Origin of the sequence: Maribellus sp. YY47, from assembly GCF_023111095.1 — a bacterium.
In the GTDB taxonomy this organism is placed as follows: Bacteria; Bacteroidota; Bacteroidia; order Bacteroidales; family Prolixibacteraceae; genus Draconibacterium.
Map to the genome: position 1 here is coordinate 110,426 of NZ_JALGYW010000016.1, position 21,485 is coordinate 131,910.

The following is a 21,485-nucleotide window of genomic DNA, read 5'->3' on the forward strand; positions in this document are numbered from 1 at the left end:
ATAATTTGAATTATATCGGTAATCTTGTCGGGGAAATGGCAGTAAATGCTTGTGGCATGATTATTAATAGGATTAAGTTTAACAATAGTTTTTTTAGCCTGTACATTTATTTAAATTTGCGGAGCTTTATTTTTAAAGATCAATAAGAAAGAACATGGCATTTGTAACTAAAATTCTGGGGAAAATACTCGGAAATAAATCAGAACGAGATATAAAAGAGATCACTCCGATCATCAATCAAATCAAGGAAGAATTTGAGCGGATTTCAAAGCTTAGCCACGACGGGTTAAGGGAAGAGTCGGCAAAACTGAAAAGAATTATTGCCGAGCGAGTGAAGCCTGAAGAAGATGAAATTGCAGCTTTGAAGATTGAGGTTGAGGAAGTGGATATTCAGGACAGCGAGAAAATTTACGAACGTATTGACAAGCTGGAAGAAAAAATAGATGAGAAACTCGAAGAAGTTTTAAATGAAATTCTTCCGACAGCTTTTGCCGTTGTCAAAGATACCGCACGTCGTTTCGCTGAGAATACACAACTCGAAGTTACTGCCAATGATTTTGACAAGGATCTCGCGACGAAACGGGAAAGCATCAAAATAAAAGGAGAGAAAGCAATCTGGGACAATACCTGGCTGGCCGGTGGAAATCCAACGACCTGGAACATGATTCACTATGATGTCCAGTTAATTGGTGGGGTAGTGCTGCATCAGGGGAATATTGCAGAGATGGCAACCGGTGAAGGTAAAACACTGGTGGCTACTTTACCTGTATTTTTGAATGCGCTAACCGGAAAAGGTGTTCACGTGGTTACGGTGAACGATTACCTGTCGAAACGTGACGCCGAGTGGATGGGCCCGATTTATGAGTTTCATGGTTTGTCGGTAGATTGTATTGATAAGCACCAGCCCAACTCCGAATCGAGAAGAAAAGCTTACAACGCTGATATTACCTTTGGAACCAATAACGAATTTGGGTTCGATTACCTGCGCGATAACATGGCCATTAATCCGGAAGATTTGGTTCAGCGCAAGCACCAGTACGCGATTGTCGACGAGGTCGACTCGGTATTGGTAGATGATGCCCGTACTCCGTTGATCATTTCAGGTCCGGTGCCAAAAGGCGAAAACCAACAGTTTGAAGAGCTGAAGGGATATGTTGAAAAGCTTTATAAAGCTCAACGTGACCTGGTAAATAAGATCTTCATCGATGCAAAAAGATTGCTGACTAAACCGGATGCAACCAACGACGAGAAGAAAGAAGGCGGATTGTTGCTGCTCCGTGCACATAAAGGGCTGCCCAAAAATAAATCGCTGATCAAATTCCTGAGTGAAGAAGGAATGAAAGGTGTTCTTCAGAAAACGGAGAACTTCTATATGCAGGAGAACAGCAAGAACATGCACATTGTAACCGATCCGTTGTATTTCATTATTGATGAAAAACAGAATTCGGTGGAATTGACTGACATTGGTATCGATCTGATTTCGCAGGGGATGGAAGATGCCGAGTTCTTTATCTTGCCCGACATGGGAAGCCGAATGGCGGAACTCGACAGTAAGGGACTTTCACCTGACGCTTTGCAAGAAGAAAAAGACAAGCTGTTGCAGGATTATGCAATAAAATCGGAACGTGTTCACACCATCAACCAGTTGTTCAAGGCATACACCATGTTTGAACGCGATGTGGAATACGTGGTGATCGATAATAAAGTAAAAATCGTTGACGAGCAAACCGGTCGTATTATGGAAGGCCGTCGTTATTCTGACGGGTTGCACCAGGCAATTGAAGCCAAAGAACGGGTGAAAGTGGAAGCTGCAACCCAGACCTTCGCTACGATTACTCTTCAGAATTATTTCAGAATGTACCATAAGCTGGCCGGTATGACAGGTACTGCCGAAACCGAAGCAGGTGAATTCTGGGATATCTACAAATTGGAGGTAGTGGTAATTCCTACCAACCGTCCGATCGTTCGGAAAGATTACCAGGATCTGGTTTACAAAACAAAACGGGAAAAATACAATGCGGTAACCGACGAAATCGTAAAACTGCACAATGCAGGAAGACCTGTGCTGGTGGGTACAACTTCGGTTGAGATTTCGGAATTGCTTAGCCGTATGTTAAAAATAAAAGGTATTCAGCACAATGTTTTGAACGCGAAATTGCATGCGCGTGAAGCAGATATTGTAGCGGAAGCCGGTAAAAAAGGAACTGTGACCATTGCAACCAACATGGCTGGTCGTGGTACCGACATTAAGCTGACAGATGAAGTAAAAGCTGCCGGAGGTTTGGCCATCATTGGTACTGAGCGTCACGATTCACGTCGTGTCGACCGCCAGTTACGTGGTCGTGCCGGTCGTCAGGGAGACCCGGGATCATCCCAGTTTTATGTTTCGCTGGAAGACGATTTGATGCGTTTGTTTGGATCTGACCGAATTTCAGGCGTTATGGACCGTCTTGGTTTGGAAGAAGGCGAAGTGATTCAGCATTCAATGATCTCCAAATCAATCGAGCGTGCCCAGAAGAAAGTGGAAGAAAACAACTTTGGTATTCGTAAACGACTGCTCGAATACGACGATGTAATGAACTCGCAACGTGAAGTGGTTTACAAGAAACGCAGGCACGCGTTGTTCGGCGAACGTCTGGAAGTGGATGTGTTGAACATGATGTACGATTCGGTAGAAGAAATTGTCGCTCAGTATCATGGTTCCGATCTTTTCGATGATTATAATATGGAACTCATGCGGTTACTGTCGATGGAATCGCCGGTGAACCAGGAAGAGTTTAAAAAACTCAGTGCCGCCGAAGTGACGGATCGCATTTACGAAAAGATGATCACCAGCTACAACCGAAAAGTAGAGGGAATCTCCAAGCAGGCATATCCGGTAATTAAAAATGTATACGAAACCAAAAAAGAGGTTTACAAGAATATTGTCGTTCCGATTACCGATGGAAAACGTATTTTCCAGATTATCTGTAACCTTGAAAAAGCGTACAATAATAAAGGTAAGGAGCTGGTAAAATCGTATCAGAAACAGATTGTGCTGAATACCATCGACGAAGGCTGGAAAGAGCAGCTGAGAGAAATGGACGACCTGAAACAATCGGTTCAGAATGCCACCTACGAACAAAAAGATCCCCTGTTGATCTATAAATTTGAATCGTTTAACCTTTTCAAAGAATTGATCACTAAGGTAAACAAGCAGGTGGTTTCAACACTGATGAAAGGACAAATTCCAATTCAGAGTCCGGATCAGGTGAGAGAAGCAGAAGTCAGAAAACGTACGGATATGAGCCGCTACAGAACTCAAAAATCTGAACTTCCCGGAGCAGAGAATCCAATGGAAAGAGCCAATACTCAAACACAGGAAAGGTCGAAACCTCAGCCTGTATCTGTTGAAAAACGCGTGGGACGAAACGATCCTTGCCCTTGTGGTAGCGGAAAGAAATACAAACAATGCCACGGTAAGGGGCTGGAATAAAACGATGAACTGATTGTGAAATGATGTACATTTTGAATTTTATACATTGGAATGTTAATCCCGAAATATTCCATTTGGGATCTTTGTCGGTGCGGTGGTACGGACTGTTGTTCGCCGGAGGTTTTCTGCTTGGATATTCCATCGGTGAGCGAATGCTGAAATCGGAAAATGTCAATCAGAAATGGATTGACAGCCTGTTTTTCTATATTATAATTGCCACCGTTGTGGGCGCCCGTTTAGGCCATGTATTCTTTTACGGATGGGAATATTATTCGCAACATCCGGGCGAGATTTTTAAAGTCTGGCACGGAGGATTGGCCAGTCACGGAGGCGCCATCGGGATACTGATCGCTTTGTACATTCATTCACACAAAGTTACCAAACGTACCATGCTTTGGACACTGGACCGGATAGTGGTTCCCACTGCATTGGTGGCAGCATTTATTCGTACCGGAAACCTGATGAACTCAGAGATATACGGAATTCAGACTTCTTTGCCCTGGGGATTTATTTTTGAACGCAACGGCGAGGAATTCGCCAAACATCCGACGCAGATATACGAAGCGCTGGCTTATCTCGTATCGTTTGGAATATTGATGCTTTTGTACAAGAAAACCAGTGCGAAAAACAGGCCCGGCTTGTTGCTCGGAGCATTCTTTATTTTAATATTCTCGGCAAGGTTCTTCATCGAATTTATAAAAGAAGATCAGGAAGCCTTTGAAGCAGGTATGATGCTAAACATGGGGCAGTGGCTCAGTGTTCCGTTTGTTTTGACCGGAATTGCCCTGGTTATCAGGGCTCTGAAAAAACCGGAGGTCGTGTTTAACAATCGGTGATAATTATTTGTTAATATTGAATAAAATACTGTAAGGTGTTTTGTTGCAACTGATAAAAAGACTTAATTTGCACAACATTCAGAAAAATCAGAATATGTTAGAGATAGGAAAATATAAAATGGTTACGTTGACATACGATCTGCGTATTGACGACGAAAACGGTGAATTGGTTGAAAGCGCCACTGTAGAAAATCCTTTGCAGTTTCTATACGGAGCTGGTGTTATGTTACCAAAATTCGAAACCGGATTGGCCGGTTTGAAACAGGATGATCCGTTTAATATTAAACTGGGAAGCACTGACGCTTACGGTGAGGTTAACAACGATGCAATTGTTGAACTCCCCAGAAGTGTATTTTTAGTAAATGGAGAGTTCGATGCTGAATTGATTCAGGAAGGTAATACCGTTCCGATGATGAGCAGCAACGGACAGCGCCTGAATGGTTTGGTGCTGGAAGTAACCGACGAAACCGTTCAAATGGATTTTAACCATCCGCTTGCCGGAGAAGATCTTTTCTTCACAGGTAAAGTAGTTGAGGTACGCGAAGCTTCTGACGAGGAAGTTGCACAGATCCTTTCAGGAGGCGGAAGCTGTGGCTGCGGAAGCAACGGTGGAGGCGGTTGCGGCTCGGGTAGTTGTGGAACTGAAAGCAGCGGCGGATGTGGTTGCGGATGCTAATATAGTTTTCAGAATTATTACAATTTAATATCTTTAACCCTGTTTTCTTAACACGAATAAGAGAACAGGGTTTTTTGCATAACAGTATGAACACATTTGGACATTTATTTCGTTTAACATCGTTTGGCGAATCTCACGGCAGGGGAATCGGAGGTATAATTGACGGTTGTCCTGCAGGATTAGAAATCGACATTGAGTCAATTCAAAAAGATTTAGCAAGGAGAAAACCGGGTCAGTCGAAGATCACGACACAGCGTAAAGAACCCGATCAGGTAGAATTTCTCTCCGGAATTTTTGAAGGGAAAACTCAGGGAACACCCATCGCATTTGCGGTTTGGAACAAAGACCAGCACTCCAACGATTACAACGATCTGAAAGATGTCTATCGCCCGTCTCATGCTGATTATACTTACATTCAGAAATACGGAACCCGTGATCACCGGGGAGGTGGCCGGTCTTCGGCCCGTGAAACTATTGCACGCGTGGTCGCCGGAGCTATTGCCAAACAGATTCTGGCAAAGTCTGGTGTACATATTCAAGCTTTTGTTTCACAGGTTGGCGAAGTTCAACTAAATAAATCGTATCTTGAACTTGATCTCACAAAAACGGAAGACAATATTGTACGTTGTCCCGATCCTGAAGTTGCTGAACAAATGATCGCTCGTATTGTTAAAGCAGGGCACGATCATGATACTGTGGGAGGAGTGATTACAGCTGTTGCCAAAGGAGTTCCGGCAGGTTGGGGCGAGCCGGTTTTTAATAAGCTGCACGCCGATTTAGGCTTTGCAATGCTGGGAATTAATGCCGTAAAAGGTTTTGAATACGGGTCGGGATTTGAAGGAACAAAATTAAGCGGATCGGAGCACAATGATATTTTTATAAAAACGGAAAGTGGGATCCGTACTAAAACCAATAATTCAGGGGGAATTCAGGGAGGTATTTCCAATGGAGAAGATATTTATTTTAAAGTTGCATTTAAACCCATTGCAACCTTGTTAAAAGAACAACAGACGGTTGATAAATCGAATGAGGAGACAACCATCAACCCGAAAGGAAGGCACGATCCCTGTGTGTTGCCTCGTGCGGTGCCAATTGTGGAAGCAATGGCAGCGCTGGTTTTAGTAGACCACTATTTGCTGAATAAAATAAATAAATAATTATGCCCAGAAGAAAGAGAAACAGGAGAATTCAGGTTCCACCAGTGATTAAGGGAATGTCGGTTTACGGTGTTCGAGGACGGAAATCAAATGAGGTTATACTTCATCTCGAAGAATACGAGGCGATTCGTTTGCTCGACTATCAGAATCTGACTCAGGAAGAAGCGGCGGTGTACATGGATGTTTCGCGTCCTACTTTAACGCGTATTTATGAAGAAGCGCGCCATAAAGTTGCAACTGCTTTTGTGGAAGGAAGAGATTTGATTTTCAGGGGGGGAGATGTTTATTTCGATAAGAATTGGTACAAGTGCAACGCTTGCAAGGCTAGCTTTAGCGATTATTCTGAAGAAGTGAAAAATTGCCCCGTATGCAATTCAGAAGATATTGTTTCACTCAACGACTATTTCGCAGAATAACATAAAAAAACCTCCGGCTCAATAGCCGGAGGTACCCAATTAAGTTGTGATAAAACCAGAGCCCTAGTACACTAGGATCGGGTGCAATTTACAACGAATAACTTTTCGTGTCAATACCAACTCTGCTAAATTTCAGAGTTTTTTATCTTTTAAAATTTTATGAAAACCATGTATCCCCCTAATCATCTTACTTTCAAAAGATAGACTCATTAAAAATAATTTTTATTTTTTTTAAAGTTCCCCACTACTACGCAACTGCAATTTATCATATATATTTGTGCGTTAATAAGTTAGACTTAATTTTGACTTGAATGATCACAGTAATTCCTTAATTGTTTCGTTATTAATGAGTTATGTGGACGTTGTTGTTTAATGGAAAAGCTGCAGATGAAAATTAGAAAGTTATTGAGGGTACTTCACCGCGATTTCGGATACTTTATTGTCGGAATGACGATCGTTTATGCATTATCGGGAATATTCCTGAATCATCGGCATGATTTTAATCCCGACTATAATATTATTGTTGAGGATTTTAAATTCCCGGTACAGCAAGACGGCAATTATACTGCCGACGATATCCGGGAAATATTGTCGGAGCAATCCTACAATTTGAGCTACAAAAAACACTACCTGAACAGTGACGGTTTGATAAAAGTTTTCATCGAAAGTGGCGAGGCTGTGATGGATCCCGAAACAGGAGAAGGAAGGTTTCAGCTTTTGGAGCGAAGGCCATTGATTTTTGAAATGAACAAATTGCACAAAGCTACGCTTGGAACCACCTGGAAATGGGTGAGCGATATTATGGCTGTCGTACTCTTGTTTGTCGCTGTTTCGGGCCTGTTTATACTGAAAGGGAAACGTGGTTTTACACGCTGGGGGTGGTGGCTAACCATTGCCGGTTTTATCGTACCTTTGGTATTCGCAATGCTATACATTTAAAAAACCAAAAATATCTGATTATGAAAAAAATTGCAGTGTTTAGTGTGTTGGCAGTCCTATTTTTAGCATGCGGACAACAGGCCAAAAAAGCACCGGAGAAAACTGAAGATGCACCTGCAGCGGCAATCGTTTTGACCGTTGACGAATTGTTACAACAGGCATCTGAACTGGTGGATAAAGAGGTAATCGTAAAAGGAACCGTATTCCATGTTTGCCAGCAGGGAGGTGAACGTTGTTTCCTGATGGGCAGCAGCGAGGATATTAGTATTCGTATAGAAGCTGGCGAAAAAATTGGCGCTTTTACCCAGGAACAAATGGGTAGCGAACTCGAAATTGTTGGTATTCTGAAAGAAGTAAAAACTGAAGCCGATGCTCATAATCCCGGAGCAGAACATGGTGAGGGTGAAGCCACTGAAGATACTGAAACAGCCAAAGCTCATCAGATTATTGCTGAAAACCAGGAAGCAGCTGAGCGCGTGTTTTTTGTAGAAGGACTAAAAGTAAAAGAACTTTAGAAGTTTATTGAGGATATGGAAAGGGAGGGCAATCACTGCTCTCCCTTTTTTATTTTATCAGCCGGAATAAAATCCAGCGAAACAGAATTCACGCAATGTCTGGTATTCTTTTTTGTATACCCTTCGCCAAAGAATACATGTCCCAAATGGGCCCCGCATTTCGCACAGGTAATTTCGGTTCTTCGTCCGTCGGCATCAACCGATTTATGCACTGCACCCTTTATCTCGTCATCAAAACTTGGCCAACCACAATGAGCATCAAACTTGTCGGATGAACGATAAAGAGGGGCGCCACAACGTTTACATACATAAACACCGGTTTCCTTAAAATCGTAATATTTTCCGGTAAAAGGGCGTTCCGTTCCTTTCTCAACAATCACATAATGTTCAAATTCTGTCAGTTCCTTAAATTTCATGTCCTTGTTTTTATGCTGGATCGTAGAATCAGCTTTCTGTGCAAAAGCATTCAGCCCAGCGAATATTAATAGTAAACTCAGTATTGTTTTCATATTACTAAAACATTCATGTTCTTGCGAAAGTTTAATTTCTTCTTATGAATCGCGCAGCGTATTTTTGGTCTCAGCTTTTGTACTTTTGAAAACCTAACACTTAAAAATGGAAATACCTGTGATTTTTCAGGATGAGCACCTGATTGTTGTCAATAAACCCGTGGATCTTCCGGTTCATAAAAATGATTTTATGCCACACGATGCCGCTTATCTGACCAAGTTAATCGGCGATATGACCGGGAAGTGGGTCTACAATGTCCACCGGCTCGATTCAAAAACATCGGGAGTTATCGTACTTGCTTTGTCGAAAGAAGTGGCGCATGAACTCGCGCAAATGTTCGAACGCAAAGAAGTGCAGAAAACTTATTATGCGGTTGTTCAGGGCGAACCTGGCGAAGGGAGTTTTGATCGGAAAGTGCTGGTGAAGAAAAAATCGAAGTTTAAAAAGCCGGCGCTTACGCATTTTAAAACGCTTCAAACCATTCAAACCAATCTGTTTTATGCTGAAAAGTTGGATATTAAATTGAGTCTGGTTGAGATCAATCCTGAAACCGGGCGTTGGCATCAGTTAAGGCAGCACTTTGCCCAACACCATTTCGATATGTTGGGGGATTCTCATCATGGCGATTTTACGCTGAATAAAATGGTGACCGAAAAAACGGGAGTAAAAAGATTGTTCCTCCATGCAGGGAAACTGGCTTTTGTACACCCGGTAACCAAGGAGCCCTTGTTGTTTGAAGCTGAAATACCCGATGTTTTCGGGCAAATACTCGCGGAGCTGAAATCCGTCGTTTAACGTTTTGTGATTATCGTTGGTCGATTTTTTTCAGGTTGTTGGATGAATTTCTGCAATTTTGATGTAACGGATTGTGTGGAACAACCGTCTCAAAATAAAATCATTTAAGATGAAAAGAGTTTTACTATTTGTAGCCTTAGTAGTATTGGTGTTTACGTCGTGTTCTTATGAGCCGGGCGTTTCAGAGGCTTTCAATAAGTACCGTTTTAAAGATGGCGTAGTTACGGTGAGTGTGCCGGGATGGCTGATCCACCTGGCGGCCAATCTGGGCGATTTAGAGGAAAATGAAAAAGAATTGCTTGAAAGTATCGATAAAGTTAAGGTAATTGCCGTTGACGACGATGACCTCAATCAGAAAATCAATCTCCACGAGGAGTTTTACAAGAGAATCAGCGAAAATGATAGTTTTGAAGAGTTAATGGTAGTAAGAGATCCCGACGAAAGTGTTACAATTTTTGGACGGATGGACGACGATGTAATAAAAGAATTACTGGTACTGGTGGGAGGCGACGACAACGCACTGATTTATGTGAAAGGTGAAATCAGTCCGGAACTGTTAAACGGCAAAGTTGATCTAACGGATCCCGATAAGTTTTTAAGCTTTAAATTTTAGCAAAAAAAAATATAGCAAAAGCCCCGGATTTAGAAAAAATCCGGGGCTTTTATGTAAGCGAATATATATTCTAATTCGTGAAAAACTTCTGTTTGTGTTCATCGGCCAACTGAAGCAAGTGTTCAGCTTCTTCAGGATGTTGATCGAGTACATTCGTGGTTTCAAAAGGATCGTTCACCATATCGAATAAAGAAAGATCAATGTGTTCTTGTTTGTATTTACCCGGCATCCCGTCTTTCCCCTTTATTTCCGACATTGTCCGGTAATTGTGCGGAAGGTGTAATTTCCATTTTCCATCGCCACTCATAATGGCCTGAAATTCTCTGTCGTTGGTGAATGCATAATAGGCGTGTGGATTTTGCGCTTCTTCTTTTCCCAAAATGATGTCCCAAACATCTTTGCCATCAATTTCAGATTCAGGAAGCGGAACATCAGCCAGATGACACAAGGTGGGCAGCAGGTCGATGGTCATCAATGTTTTTGACGATTCCCGGTTACCCTGCAAACGCGATGGATATTTTATAATAGTTGCCGAGCGGGTTCCGCCGTCGAAAGTGGTTCCTTTTGCTTCGCGAAATGGTGTTGTTCCTGCATGGTTTCCATACGAAATCCAAGGGCCGTTGTCGGATGAGAATACCACAATTGTGTTTTCATCCAATCCATTTGCTTTGAGCGCCCCGTTTATCTGACCGACTGACCAGTCCAGTTCGGTGATTACATCGCCGTATAAACCAACTCCTGATTTTCCTTTAAACTCGGGGCTGCAAAACAACGGAACGTGCGACATGGAGTGGGGGACATAAAGCAAGAATGGCTCATCTTTATGGCGGTTGATAAACTCAACAGCATGCTCGGTGTACCATTTCGTCAGGTATTGCTGGTCCGAAGAGTCGACATCTTCAATTATAATTTTGCCGTTCTCCCAAAATTGCAAGGGAAATTTTCCCCAAAATTCCGGATTTTCAGGATGATGTTGCCACATGTCGTTGGAGTACATTAAACCGCAGGTTTCATCAAAGCCACGGTTCTGAGGCCGGGTTTCTTCCTGGTCGCCCACATGCCATTTCCCAAAAAAACCGGTTTTGTATCCGGCTGCTTTAAAAACTTCACCCAGCGTTGGAAATTTCGGATCAAGTCCGCGTTCTCTGGGGGCATGAGCCGAAAAGACTTTAGTTCTTTCGGGGTAACATCCGGTAAGTAAAGCAGCACGCGATGCCGAACAAACCGCCTGGGGAACATAAAAATTTTTAAAAGCAACCCCTTCTTCGGCCAGTGTTTTTACATTCGGCGTTTCAATAAAAAGATCTCCGAAGGGTGAAAAATCGTTGTATCCCGAGTCATCCAGAAAAATAATAACGACGTTAGGCTGTTTGTTATTTTCCGGTTTACTACTCTTGGTAATACAGGAATTAAGTGTAAGTGTGTAAATAAGGAGACTTAAAATAGCTAGGTTTTTCATCCGGTTATTTTACTTTTTTTGTTTTTAGCTTGATCGTTCTCATTTTGGTAACTCCTACTGAGACGATCTGTTATAATTCAGAATCTAATTTAGGATATATTCCCGAAAGACTTTGAAAAATAATTTAAAAAGTTATTTATTGTTTTGAACCGATATTTTGATGAAAATTGTGCACTGTATTTGTTGCTACAAAGGATAAACTGACTTATAAAAAACTTCTAATTGAGAAATAATGAATTGGCTTACGCTTAGTGTTTTGTTGTTGGGGGGCCTTGCAATATTTATGCACGGCATGAATGTAATGACGGAATCCCTGAAAATTGCTGCCGGCAACCGTATGAAAAGTTTTCTGCAATCGATGACCCGGAACCGCTGGACATCTTTGCTGGCGGGTGCCGGAATTACTGCAGTCATTCAGTCTTCGTCGGTGACTACAGTGTTGGCAGTTGGTTTTGTTTCAGCAGGATTGTTAACGTTTCAAAGCACATTAGGAGTTATTTTGGGGGCCAATCTCGGAACTACAATTACGGCGCAGATTATAGCCTTTAAAATTACCGGTGCAGCCTGGGTAATGGTTGCTTTTGGTTATTTATTCAGTGTGGTATTTTCGAAGAAATCGTACCGCGAAATAGGAAACATTATTTTAGGATTGGGGCTCATATTTCTGGGAATGAATGTAATGAGCGAGGCAACCGAGCCTTTAAAAACATACGAGCCTTTCGTAAGGACAATGACAGGTTTAGACAGCCATCTTCTGGGAATTTTGATCGGCACAGTATTTACTGCTGCGGTTCAAAGTTCATCGGCCACTACCGGGGTTGTCATTGTATTGGCATCGCAACAGCTGTTAAACGTGGAAGCCGGGGTGTCGATTATTTTGGGAGCCAACATTGGAACCTGCGTTACCGCAATTCTTTCAGCACTGGGAAAACCCCGCGCCGCTATGCGGGTTGCAGTTTCGCATGTGCTGTTCAAAGTGGTGGGAGTGTTGTTGTGGTTTGCCTTTATCGATCACCTGGCTGATCTGGTTACTTATATTTCTCCGGCCGATAAAGCGCGACAAATTGCCAATGCCCACACCATCTTCAACTGCGCCAATACTTTCTTTTTTATTGGGTTTGTAACGCCGGTTTCTAAATTGGTACTGCGTCTGGTTCCCGATAAAAAAAGGGATGCACAAATTTTATTTCCGGAACTGCACACATATTATCTCGATAACACAGCAATGGCAGCTGATCTGGCCAGCAAGGCCATCTGTAAATTGGGGAAACGCACGCTGGAGATAATTGAACAAGGTTTGTCGATGGCTTTTTCAGGTAATGCAAATCAATTGTCGATGCTGCGAAAGAACGATGTAATGATTGACCGGGGGCATATCGAGATCCTGGAGTTTCTGAAAAAGATTCAGGCCGAGAAATTGCCTTCGTCGCAAGTGCAACGCCTTGAGAATATGGTTGAAGCAGTGAATGTACTCGAAATGTCAGCCGATTTAATCACTACGCACCTGGTAGAAGCAGCTGAACATCGTATTGACATTGGATTCAAGGCAAGTCCGGAGACGGTTACAAAACTTACCGACTTATATGGAATATCTGTCAATGCGTTCAAAGAAGCGTTGAATAAATTTAACGGAGGATCGCGTGACGTAACCCCAAACCTCAATAAAGAAATATTTAAAGATCGTTTTCAGGAAGTTCGCTCGCATTTGCTGGTTCGTTTGGCGGGAACCGATGAGTTACGAATATCGGTTTACAGGTTCGAATCGGAAGTTTTGGAGGCGATCAGAAGGTTACATAGTTTGGCCAGAAGATTAGAAAGGAAAGCAGGGTGACTTCTGTTCCCATAGTCCCTGCTCTCCAAGTAGTTGATTTGTCAGCACTACTACTTTCTAATAATCTTACTGGTATAAATATGGTCTTTCGCTCTTACTGTAATAATGTACACTCCTGCAGGTTGTTCGCTCAGATTGATCACATTAAATACTGATGAAATCTGGTTTTCCATGATTAATGCACCAACGGAATTGTAAACCGCGTAAGAATCATCTTCATTGACTTCCATTAACTTCAGTTTTACGTTGCTTTCTGTTGGATTGGGATAAACCGATAAAAAGTTTTGATGGATCATGTTCATCGCGTCATCAGACGAAGCCATTCCCAGACCCGGAAGACCGACAAACGATACTTCGTAATCTTCAACTTCGCCGTCGAAACCATCATCGCAGGAAGCGGGGGCTTTACCGCTTTTCATCGTAATTCTCATGCGTGCAATACCACTTGCATACGATGGAATCGCAATGGAAGAAACCACACTTCCCTTATTGTTATTTATGGTTAGAACCGTTTCATCTGCATCATCAAAATCTCCGTCGTTATTAAAATCAATCCAGATTCTCCAGAAGGTTCTCACGGTATTGTTAGAAGGAGACAAATAAACATTGTGTGTGCCACCCGGATTAAGACTGATCAAATCGCCCGATAATGAGTATTTATCTGCACCGGTTTGCGCAGAATAATCGCCAATGGCAATACTGCTGATAAAGCAACTTGTACTGTTAATATTTACAGGAGTACAATAAGATGTTTCACCCTGAGCCAGTACCGTGATTAAACCAGGCTTGGTCAGTGTCGACGAACCCTCTGTATTCCCAACTGTTAATGAAACATTATAAACACCTGCAGTAGAGTAGGTGATCACCGGATTTTGTAATCCGCTGCTTGTTGTTGCAGCTCCCTCAAAGGTCCACGACCAGCTGGTCGGATAATTTTCTGACATATCGGAAAACTGTATGCTTTCACCTTCTGTTATGGTGTAAACGTTCGCTGTAAAATCGGCTGACGGAGGTTGCGGAACAGCTTGTGTAATTACAACAGTGTAATCTTCTACTTCTCCCAGATCGTTAAAATTGCATGCTGTTGGAACAGTGCCACCCATGGCGATACGCATACGCGTTGTAATTCCTGTATCCGATGGAATCGTAATCTGACCGGTTACCATTGATTTTGATTTTGAAGAACTGAAAACTACTTCGTCGGCAGTAAATGAATAATCGTGGTTATAGTCGATCCAGATTACCCAGTATTCAAATTTGCTTCGGGGATTAAAGCCCGGAGTAAGTTGAACGTCATAGTTTGCTCCAGCTTCGAGGGTAAACGCTGTTGATGTGAAATCGGCATAACCTTCTGAACCCGATGATTTGGAAATTCCACCAATTTTAACGTTTGAAATCCATTCGTTGGATGCAACAGGGGAGGGAATACAATATTCCGTTTGAGGAGCGTCAACTTGTATATAATTGTCGATGATTTTGGTATTTGTGCCTCCTTCGTTTTGAACGGTTAACGAAACTTTATAACTGCTTGCATTTTTGTAGGTGATAACCGGATTCTTTTCGGTTGAAGTAGATGGTGTACCTCCCTCAAACACCCAATTCCATGATACCGGGTTATTCAACGACTGATCAGAGAAATTTACCTGTTCACCTTCGATTACCTTATTCTTATTGGACGTGAAATCTGCAACAGGTTCCAAAGTAGGATCTGTTACCGAAATAAAGCCATTCACGGTTTTAGTATCGGTGCCGTCGGCGTTGGTTACGGTCAGGCTTACAGCAAAATTACCGGTACTTGCATAAGTAATGCTTGGATTTTGCAGGGTTGAAGTTGAGGGTGTTCCGCCGGCAAACGTCCAGCTCCGGGAAGTAGGCGCATTGGTAGAAATATCACTAAAACTGATTGTTTCCCCGGTGTTGATGCTTGTTTGGCTGGCAGAGAAGTTAGCAACCGGTGGTGTTAAGATTACCGGAACACTTGTAACTTCAATCAAATTGTCGACTGTTTTTGTATCCGTTACATCTGAATTGGTTACTGTGAGTTTTACCTGATAGGTTCCGGTGGAATTATAAGTTACAGTCGGATTTTGAAGTGTAGATGTTGCTGGTGTACCTCCTGCGAACTCCCAATACCATGTACCTGGATTGGTTGACAGATCCTGGAATGAAACAGATTCGCCAGCAGTAACGGATGTTGCACTGGAGGAGAAGTCAGCAACCGGCAAAAGAACCGGTTTGCTTACCGTGATGTAATCGGTTACAGTTTTAGTATCTGATCCATTGGCATTCGTAACTGTTAAGCTAACACTATATTTTCCTGCGGCTGCATACGAAACTACGGGATTTTTAGCATTCGAACTTGCAGGATTACCACCGGCGAATGTCCAGTTCCAGGTTGAAGGGACATTGGTAGATAAATCGGTATAGGTAACCGACTCTTCAGTGTTAACATTGGTTCCGTCCGATGTAAAATTGGCAACCGGTGTGGCGTTCAATGGAATACAATAACCATATTGGTCTAGTGGCCCCAAATTCGGGTCAGAGTCATCACCGTCAGCCTGATCAGGAATGTTCAATCCTTCAGGTTTTTCCCCAAGTCCCCACCAGTAATATCCATCTCCATCTCGGTCTTCGCATATCACCTGGTAATCGTTAACTAGGCTGGTGACAGGTGTCTGAATGGCGTGTGTCCAGCCAATATTGGTAATCGGTGTTTCAACGTAAACATACCCCTGGTCTCCGTGATAAATTCCCCAGCTGTTTTTGAATATCCAAACCGTTTTCCCAATTAGCGGATCTCCTGCCAGTATATCAACCCAATATCTTTTAAGGTCCAAATCTCTGTAATAAAAACGGTCACCTTCTTCCACAACTTTGTAACCCACCAAAACCATGGCATGGCTCCAGTCGTATAGTCCGCCGCTGATCGGGCCCTGTTCGATTAACATTCGTTTCAGATCGTCATCGGTTCTGGGATAGAGCGTTGAGCCAAAATCAATTCTTCCCTGAATTTTGAATTGCTGGCTGGGATTGGTTCCTTTTAATGCGCAATCCAAATCTGCCTGCTGATAAGGAAAAGTATTTTCGTCGACAACACCTGTGGTCTTGATGTAATCGAGTGCTTTACTCGGGTAACCTCCCGAACAGGTTCCTGCCCCGCTGCAAGAAAGTACATCTTGCTCTGAAAGGTCAGGATTGATCAGTTGATTAAAATAGACGTTCACCATTGCTTCAACTGCTCCGGTCGATGCAAATGCCCAGCACGAACCACAGGCTCCCTGGTTGGTTACCGGACTGATCCAGTTTTTTCCGTGTCTGTTTCTCCAATCCCATTCTTCAACGTACGGACTTGACGCAGTCGCTGATTTTAAAGTCGATTCAATCGAAGTTTCGGTAGAGATAATACCTCCTGCATAAAATTCAAATGCAGCAGGGAAGACGCTTTGTCCGTATAGACTTTTTCGTTCAGCATAGGAAAGTTCTGAAACAGAAGTTAGTCCGGCCACCCATTTGGCGCCTTTTTCTTTAAGGTAATTGTTTATACGGGCTACTTTTTCTACACTCTGTTCCTTGACCTGTTGTTTTCGAAGTTCGTTAACGTTTTGAACAAAATCTGCTCTTTCGGTATATTCAAAACTTTTTAACTGAACAGTGGCCCCGTTGCTGATGACGATTTTGATGGAACTGATTTTTACCCCGTCAAGGATACAGGTTTCTTCGCTAACCGATTCAACACTCTCCTTTAAGTCTTCAGAAATACTGGCATAAAAATCATGAATAAGATATTCATTGGAATTTTCATCCAGCATAACAAATTCAACTTTGCTGTCGTCGCCCTTTAATTGTATGTCGGCGCTGACAGCCAATCCATAGATCTTGTTTGCATTCACGTCAAAAGGTTGAATTTCTGATGATTCTGTAAACGTCTGGTTCACTTCAACTGTTTGTGGGGAGGATCCCAGCATTTTAAAATGCTGGTTTTTCGTTTGTGCAGATGCATGTGCTGACAAAAAAACAAATGCAAGAAACACTAACAAAAGCTCTGGTCTTTTCATATCAATAGTGTTAACGATTTAACGGTACTTGTTACCCATTGGGCATAGTTTTTCCCTTTGAGCAATAAATTCAACTAAACTCATATCGAGTTATTATCACAACTTAAAAACATGTATGGCCTGTTGGGCATTTAATTCAAATAGTAAATTGAAATTTAGCGTCTCGTTTTAATTATATCTTCAAGGTTTGTGGGGGAAAATTATGACATAGTACGTTAATAACCAAGATATTTAATCAACATTCAGGATCAATCTAAAATACAATACTGTTAAAAACAGTCTGGATATATTGTGTTTGCTAGATATTTTGACTTTGAATTTTTGAATGTGGAAGAAAAAATATATATAATTTAGAATCAGTCTTTTACACCTTATTGATAGTATGTAATATTATGTATAATAATTTGACTCATAAAACAACCAATAATCATTCCTGATTAAAACATGGCATTTTGTGTGCTGGCTTTTAATTTTTTTCAGCTTTTCTTTTAAAATTGATAAAAATGCACTGAAAATAAAGATAATCAAGTATTTTATTGTGCGTTAAAAAACGGATATAAATATCCGGATATTTACGTATTGTTTTATTACGGATAAATTCGTAATTTGATTAGGTAAGATTACAATTCCCTATTTGCAAAATTCAATAAAACGTACTGGAAGATGAATGATAATTATGCAGATAGTTATCTTACAAAGTATGAATGATAAAAAATAGGGGGTCATGAGCAATATTGCCATATTGGAAAACTATGCGTTATTCTGCTCAGGGATAAAGCCTGTGTTGGAGGAAAAGAAAGAGTTTAAAGTCGTTATGGAGGCCAAACATCTTCCTGATTTTTTGCCATACCTGAAAGAGAATAGCCCTGATATAATAATAATCGACGTCATTCATTGTGCAAATCATGGGATTGCATCTATAAAGAAAATTAAACGTAAACACCCGAGAATCCCGATATTGCTCGTAGCAAACTCAGACCTTTTCGGCTTGTTCCAGGATTACATCTCATTAGGTGTTAATGGAATTGTTTTTAGTTCTTCCGGCTCCAAAGATCTTTTGGAAGCAGTAAATGCTTTGCTGCATAGTGAAGACTATTTTCCGTCCAAAGTTTGGATGATGCTTAAGAATTTTTTACGAACAAAACGTGTCGATCTAAACTCTGATCAAGATGAAAAATTACAACTTACCGATCGAGAGATTGATATTCTTCGCTTGTTCTGCAAAGGGCTAACTTATAAAGAAATTGGGGCAAACCTACATATTAGTCCAAGAACAGTAGAGTCGCACAAAAAGAATATTTCTTCCAAAATTAACGTAAAATCAACTGCGGAGATGATCGAATTTGCCATCCAAAATAACTTAAGTTAGGCGATCGTATAGAGTAATTTTCCAACTTATCGTAGGTAAAATTTTACGGAAAAATCCTGATTGACTTCTGAATTAATTCCTTCTAACTTGTTTATCGAATTGGCAAACGCCAAATTAGGAAAAATAAGGGTAGAAATCACAACCTTGCCCCAGGTGTGGTTTTGTAGAATCAAACAAATACTGCGGACGTACATACTTGAAGTTCCTGTATTTACAGGTGATTGATAATAATTGGTGAGTAAGAATTAAAGAGAACCACAAGGTTGTTTTAGTAATCTTCGAATCAACAATTATTAATTGAGTATGGAAAAAAATTTACTTCTAACAAAGAGAAAATACCTCTTTGTTATGCTTGCAATCTTTTGTATGTCGCTATGTAGCTGGCATACGCAAGCACAAGATACTCCCTGTATTGATGGAGTATCAAGTGATTGGGGTGATGGCGGATTTATGTCTGGTCAGTCATCTTACGAACTGAATCATGATGTCTTCATTGGTAACGATGACGATATTTTTACCGGGGGTAAAGACTTTAAGGATTGGGGATTGCCTTCCCCAACACCGGATTACAGTAACTGGACTTTTAGTTCCATGCAGGCAAAGAGCGATATAATGAATGCTTCTGCTGCTATTGTAACCGGACTTACGCCCAGTGATGGCTGTGGAGACTATGGCGGAATACCATACGATCCCACTCATACTTATTTGTTTTTTGCTGGTGACAGGGAAAGTAATAACGGTACCGGTTATATTGGATTTTGGTTCTGTTTAAATGGTACAGAACCAGTCGAAGTTGGTAAAGATAAATATTTTGCACCTGAGCATTTTACAAATTTTGGTGAGGATAATGGTGAAGGAGGCACTTATGATGCTGAAACTTGTGCTGGTGATATATTGATTTTGGCCAATTTTGAAAATGGTGGACGAATTGCAGATGTTACCGTATTAAAATGGGTAGGCCCGGGTAATGGCACCGAAGGTAATAACCTCTCTCTATATCCAATTGGCCTCACTTCACAAGTAGGTACAAATAATGATACACCAACTCCGGTTCCTCCGGGTTGGATAGTACCTGACGGACAGATTGAATATGACTATTTCGAATTTTTTGAAGGCATAGTAGATTTAACACCAATATTTGATTTGGTAGGTGATCCAAAAATACTTTGTAAGGCTACCTGGATGTTGGAAACAAGGTCATCAAAAGAAATAACAGCAGATTCAAAAGATTTTGTTGGTGGTAATTTCAACATAGCACCTACAGTTGAAGTAAGTGACGATGATGTCTGTGAAAACGGATCTGCCAGCTTAACGGCTACGCTTAAGGATGCCAGCGGCACTCCGATCTCACCTGCAGGTTATACTTTTACATGGTCAGGTCCTGGAAGTTTTAATGGTCAGGGCACACCAACCATTAGCTTTGCTTCAGTGCATTTAAGCGATGCAGGAAACTATACTGTAACGGTTACAAGCGAAACATTCTGTGAACCTGATGAACCTGGCACGGCTACTTTAAGTGTTTATGATAATCCGGTATGTAGTGTTGTAACGACTGATCAGTCAAGTTATTATGCAGTGGATGGTACGGCGAAGGTTAATGTTACTGGTGCAGAGGTTAATACTTATTATTGGACTGATGGTGATGGAATTGCAATTCCCGATGCAAACGGACAAGGAACTGATAGTATCTGGGGATTGAGTATGGGGCGTTACTATGTCTATATTATCGATGTAAATGGCTGTGAGACTTCTTGTGATGATTCTCTTGGTTGGGTGCCAACAGCTCCAACTTGTGCGGTTACTCCAACACCAGTTACTTGCTTTGGTGGAAGTGATGGATCGGTTGAGGTCTACATAACCAGCTATCCCAATGTTCCGCCATTTACATATATACTTAAAGACGTATCAGATAATCCTTTGGATACAATTGTATCGAACGATACAACTGTTTTTTTTACAGGTTTGCCGGCAGGAGTTTATTTATTTGATGTATATGATGGTATAGATCCTAATGCAACATTTTGTAATGGAGAGATAACTCAACCTGATGAAGTAACGCTTACATGTCCTGAAAATATGAGTTTAGGCTCTTGTCTGACCCAGGACTCTGTAAATGCCGCTTTTGATATTTGGTTGGCTAGCGTTTCCTCAAGTGGAAGCGATTCAATGATGACAGATAACTGGAATCAGGTATATCCAAATGCATGTGGTGATTCCATTACTGTTCGTTTCAGTTTAAACGATCCATGTCTGGAGCCAAATTATTGTGAAGCGACATTTGTTGTTTCAGCAGCACCTGCTATATCAGCGACCCCACCTGATGATCTGACCCTGGGCACCTGTCTGAGCCAGGATTCAGTGAATGCGGCTTACGATGCATGGGCAGCCAGCGGAGTAGTGGAAGGCGGTTGTGGTCTTGTTGTGGATATCGACAAGTCGGCAGCGCCTGATGCCTGTGGCGGTGAAGTAGTTGTCACATGGACGATCAGCAGTGACTGTGCGGACACGATAGTTGCGATGCGTACCTTCAAGGTAACGGCAGCACCTGCTATATCAGCGACCCCACCTGAAGATCTGACCCTGGGCACCTGTCTGAGCCAGGATTCAGTGAATACGGCTTACGATGCATGGGCAGCCAGCGGAGTAGTGGAAGGCGGTTGTGGTCTTGTTGTGGATATCGACAAGCCGGCAGCGCCTGATGCCTGTGGCGGCGAAGTAGTTGTCACATGGACGATCAGCAGTGACTGTGCGGACACGATAGTTGCGATGCGTACCTTCAAGGTAACAGCAGCACCTGCTATATCAGCGACTCCACCTGAAGATCTGACTTTGGGCACCT

At 41.9% G+C, this 21,485-nt stretch carries 15 protein-coding genes; 12 read left to right on the forward strand and 3 right to left on the reverse strand.

Annotated features, from left to right (window positions below; genetic code table 11):
• Positions 1-154: 154 nt before the first annotated feature.
• From secA to MR764_RS14335, 7 genes are all read left to right on the forward strand, one after another.
• A complete protein-coding gene (gene secA / locus MR764_RS14305; RefSeq protein WP_247980118.1) occupies positions 155-3,475 on the forward strand; it encodes a preprotein translocase subunit SecA in 3,321 nt (1,106 codons plus the stop codon).
• Positions 3,476-3,498: 23 nt separating this feature from the next.
• Complete coding sequence (lgt, locus tag MR764_RS14310) at positions 3,499-4,311, forward strand: prolipoprotein diacylglyceryl transferase (RefSeq protein WP_247980132.1); 813 nt, start codon at positions 3,499-3,501, stop codon at positions 4,309-4,311.
• A gap of 94 nt (positions 4,312-4,405) precedes the next feature.
• On the forward strand, positions 4,406-4,987 hold the full coding sequence (locus MR764_RS14315) for an FKBP-type peptidyl-prolyl cis-trans isomerase (protein ID WP_247980119.1): 582 nt from the start codon (positions 4,406-4,408) through the stop codon (positions 4,985-4,987).
• An 86-nt stretch (positions 4,988-5,073) separates the two neighbouring features.
• Positions 5,074-6,144, forward strand: a complete 1,071-nt coding sequence (aroC, locus tag MR764_RS14320; RefSeq protein ID WP_247980120.1) for a chorismate synthase — start codon at positions 5,074-5,076, stop codon at positions 6,142-6,144.
• A gap of 2 nt (positions 6,145-6,146) precedes the next feature.
• Complete coding sequence (locus tag MR764_RS14325; protein ID WP_247980121.1) at positions 6,147-6,560, forward strand: DUF134 domain-containing protein; 414 nt, start codon at positions 6,147-6,149, stop codon at positions 6,558-6,560.
• 387 nt (positions 6,561-6,947) lie between these two features.
• Positions 6,948-7,499: a PepSY-associated TM helix domain-containing protein gene (locus MR764_RS14330; protein WP_247980122.1), complete on the forward strand. Its 552-nt coding sequence runs from the start codon at positions 6,948-6,950 to the stop codon at positions 7,497-7,499.
• Positions 7,500-7,519: 20 nt separating this feature from the next.
• A complete protein-coding gene (locus MR764_RS14335; protein WP_247980123.1) occupies positions 7,520-8,014 on the forward strand; it encodes a hypothetical protein in 495 nt (164 codons plus the stop codon).
• A gap of 32 nt (positions 8,015-8,046) precedes the next feature.
• Here MR764_RS14335 and MR764_RS14340 read toward each other — a convergent pair whose 3' ends face one another.
• Complete coding sequence (locus MR764_RS14340) at positions 8,047-8,430, reverse strand: methionine-R-sulfoxide reductase (RefSeq protein WP_247980124.1); 384 nt, start codon at positions 8,428-8,430, stop codon at positions 8,047-8,049.
• Positions 8,431-8,629: 199 nt separating this feature from the next.
• Between MR764_RS14340 and MR764_RS14345 the strand changes: the two genes are divergently transcribed.
• Both MR764_RS14345 and MR764_RS14350 read left to right on the forward strand, forming a co-directional pair.
• Complete coding sequence (locus tag MR764_RS14345) at positions 8,630-9,319, forward strand: pseudouridine synthase (protein WP_247980125.1); 690 nt, start codon at positions 8,630-8,632, stop codon at positions 9,317-9,319.
• A gap of 109 nt (positions 9,320-9,428) precedes the next feature.
• Positions 9,429-9,932 carry a DUF4252 domain-containing protein gene (locus MR764_RS14350; RefSeq protein WP_247980126.1) on the forward strand — a complete coding sequence of 168 codons (504 nt, stop codon included), beginning with the start codon at positions 9,429-9,431 and terminating at the stop codon, positions 9,930-9,932.
• Positions 9,933-10,002: 70 nt separating this feature from the next.
• Here MR764_RS14350 and MR764_RS14355 read toward each other — a convergent pair whose 3' ends face one another.
• Complete coding sequence (locus tag MR764_RS14355) at positions 10,003-11,391, reverse strand: sulfatase (RefSeq protein ID WP_247980127.1); 1,389 nt, start codon at positions 11,389-11,391, stop codon at positions 10,003-10,005.
• A gap of 232 nt (positions 11,392-11,623) precedes the next feature.
• Here MR764_RS14355 and MR764_RS14360 point away from each other — a divergent pair, with 232 nt between their 5' ends.
• Entirely contained in the window at positions 11,624-13,222 is a 1,599-nt protein-coding gene (locus MR764_RS14360) for a Na/Pi cotransporter family protein (protein WP_247980128.1), read from the forward strand.
• A gap of 50 nt (positions 13,223-13,272) precedes the next feature.
• Here MR764_RS14360 and MR764_RS14365 read toward each other — a convergent pair whose 3' ends face one another.
• A complete protein-coding gene (locus MR764_RS14365; protein WP_247980129.1) occupies positions 13,273-17,277 on the reverse strand; it encodes a PKD domain-containing protein in 4,005 nt (1,334 codons plus the stop codon).
• 724 nt (positions 17,278-18,001) lie between these two features.
• Here MR764_RS14365 and MR764_RS14370 point away from each other — a divergent pair.
• Positions 18,002-18,646: a response regulator transcription factor gene (locus MR764_RS14370; RefSeq protein WP_247980130.1), complete on the forward strand. Its 645-nt coding sequence runs from the start codon at positions 18,002-18,004 to the stop codon at positions 18,644-18,646.
• Between the two features lie 303 nt (positions 18,647-18,949).
• Positions 18,950-21,485, forward strand: a 2,536-nt coding sequence (locus tag MR764_RS14375; protein WP_247980131.1) for a hypothetical protein, incomplete at its 3' end; no start/stop codon positions are given.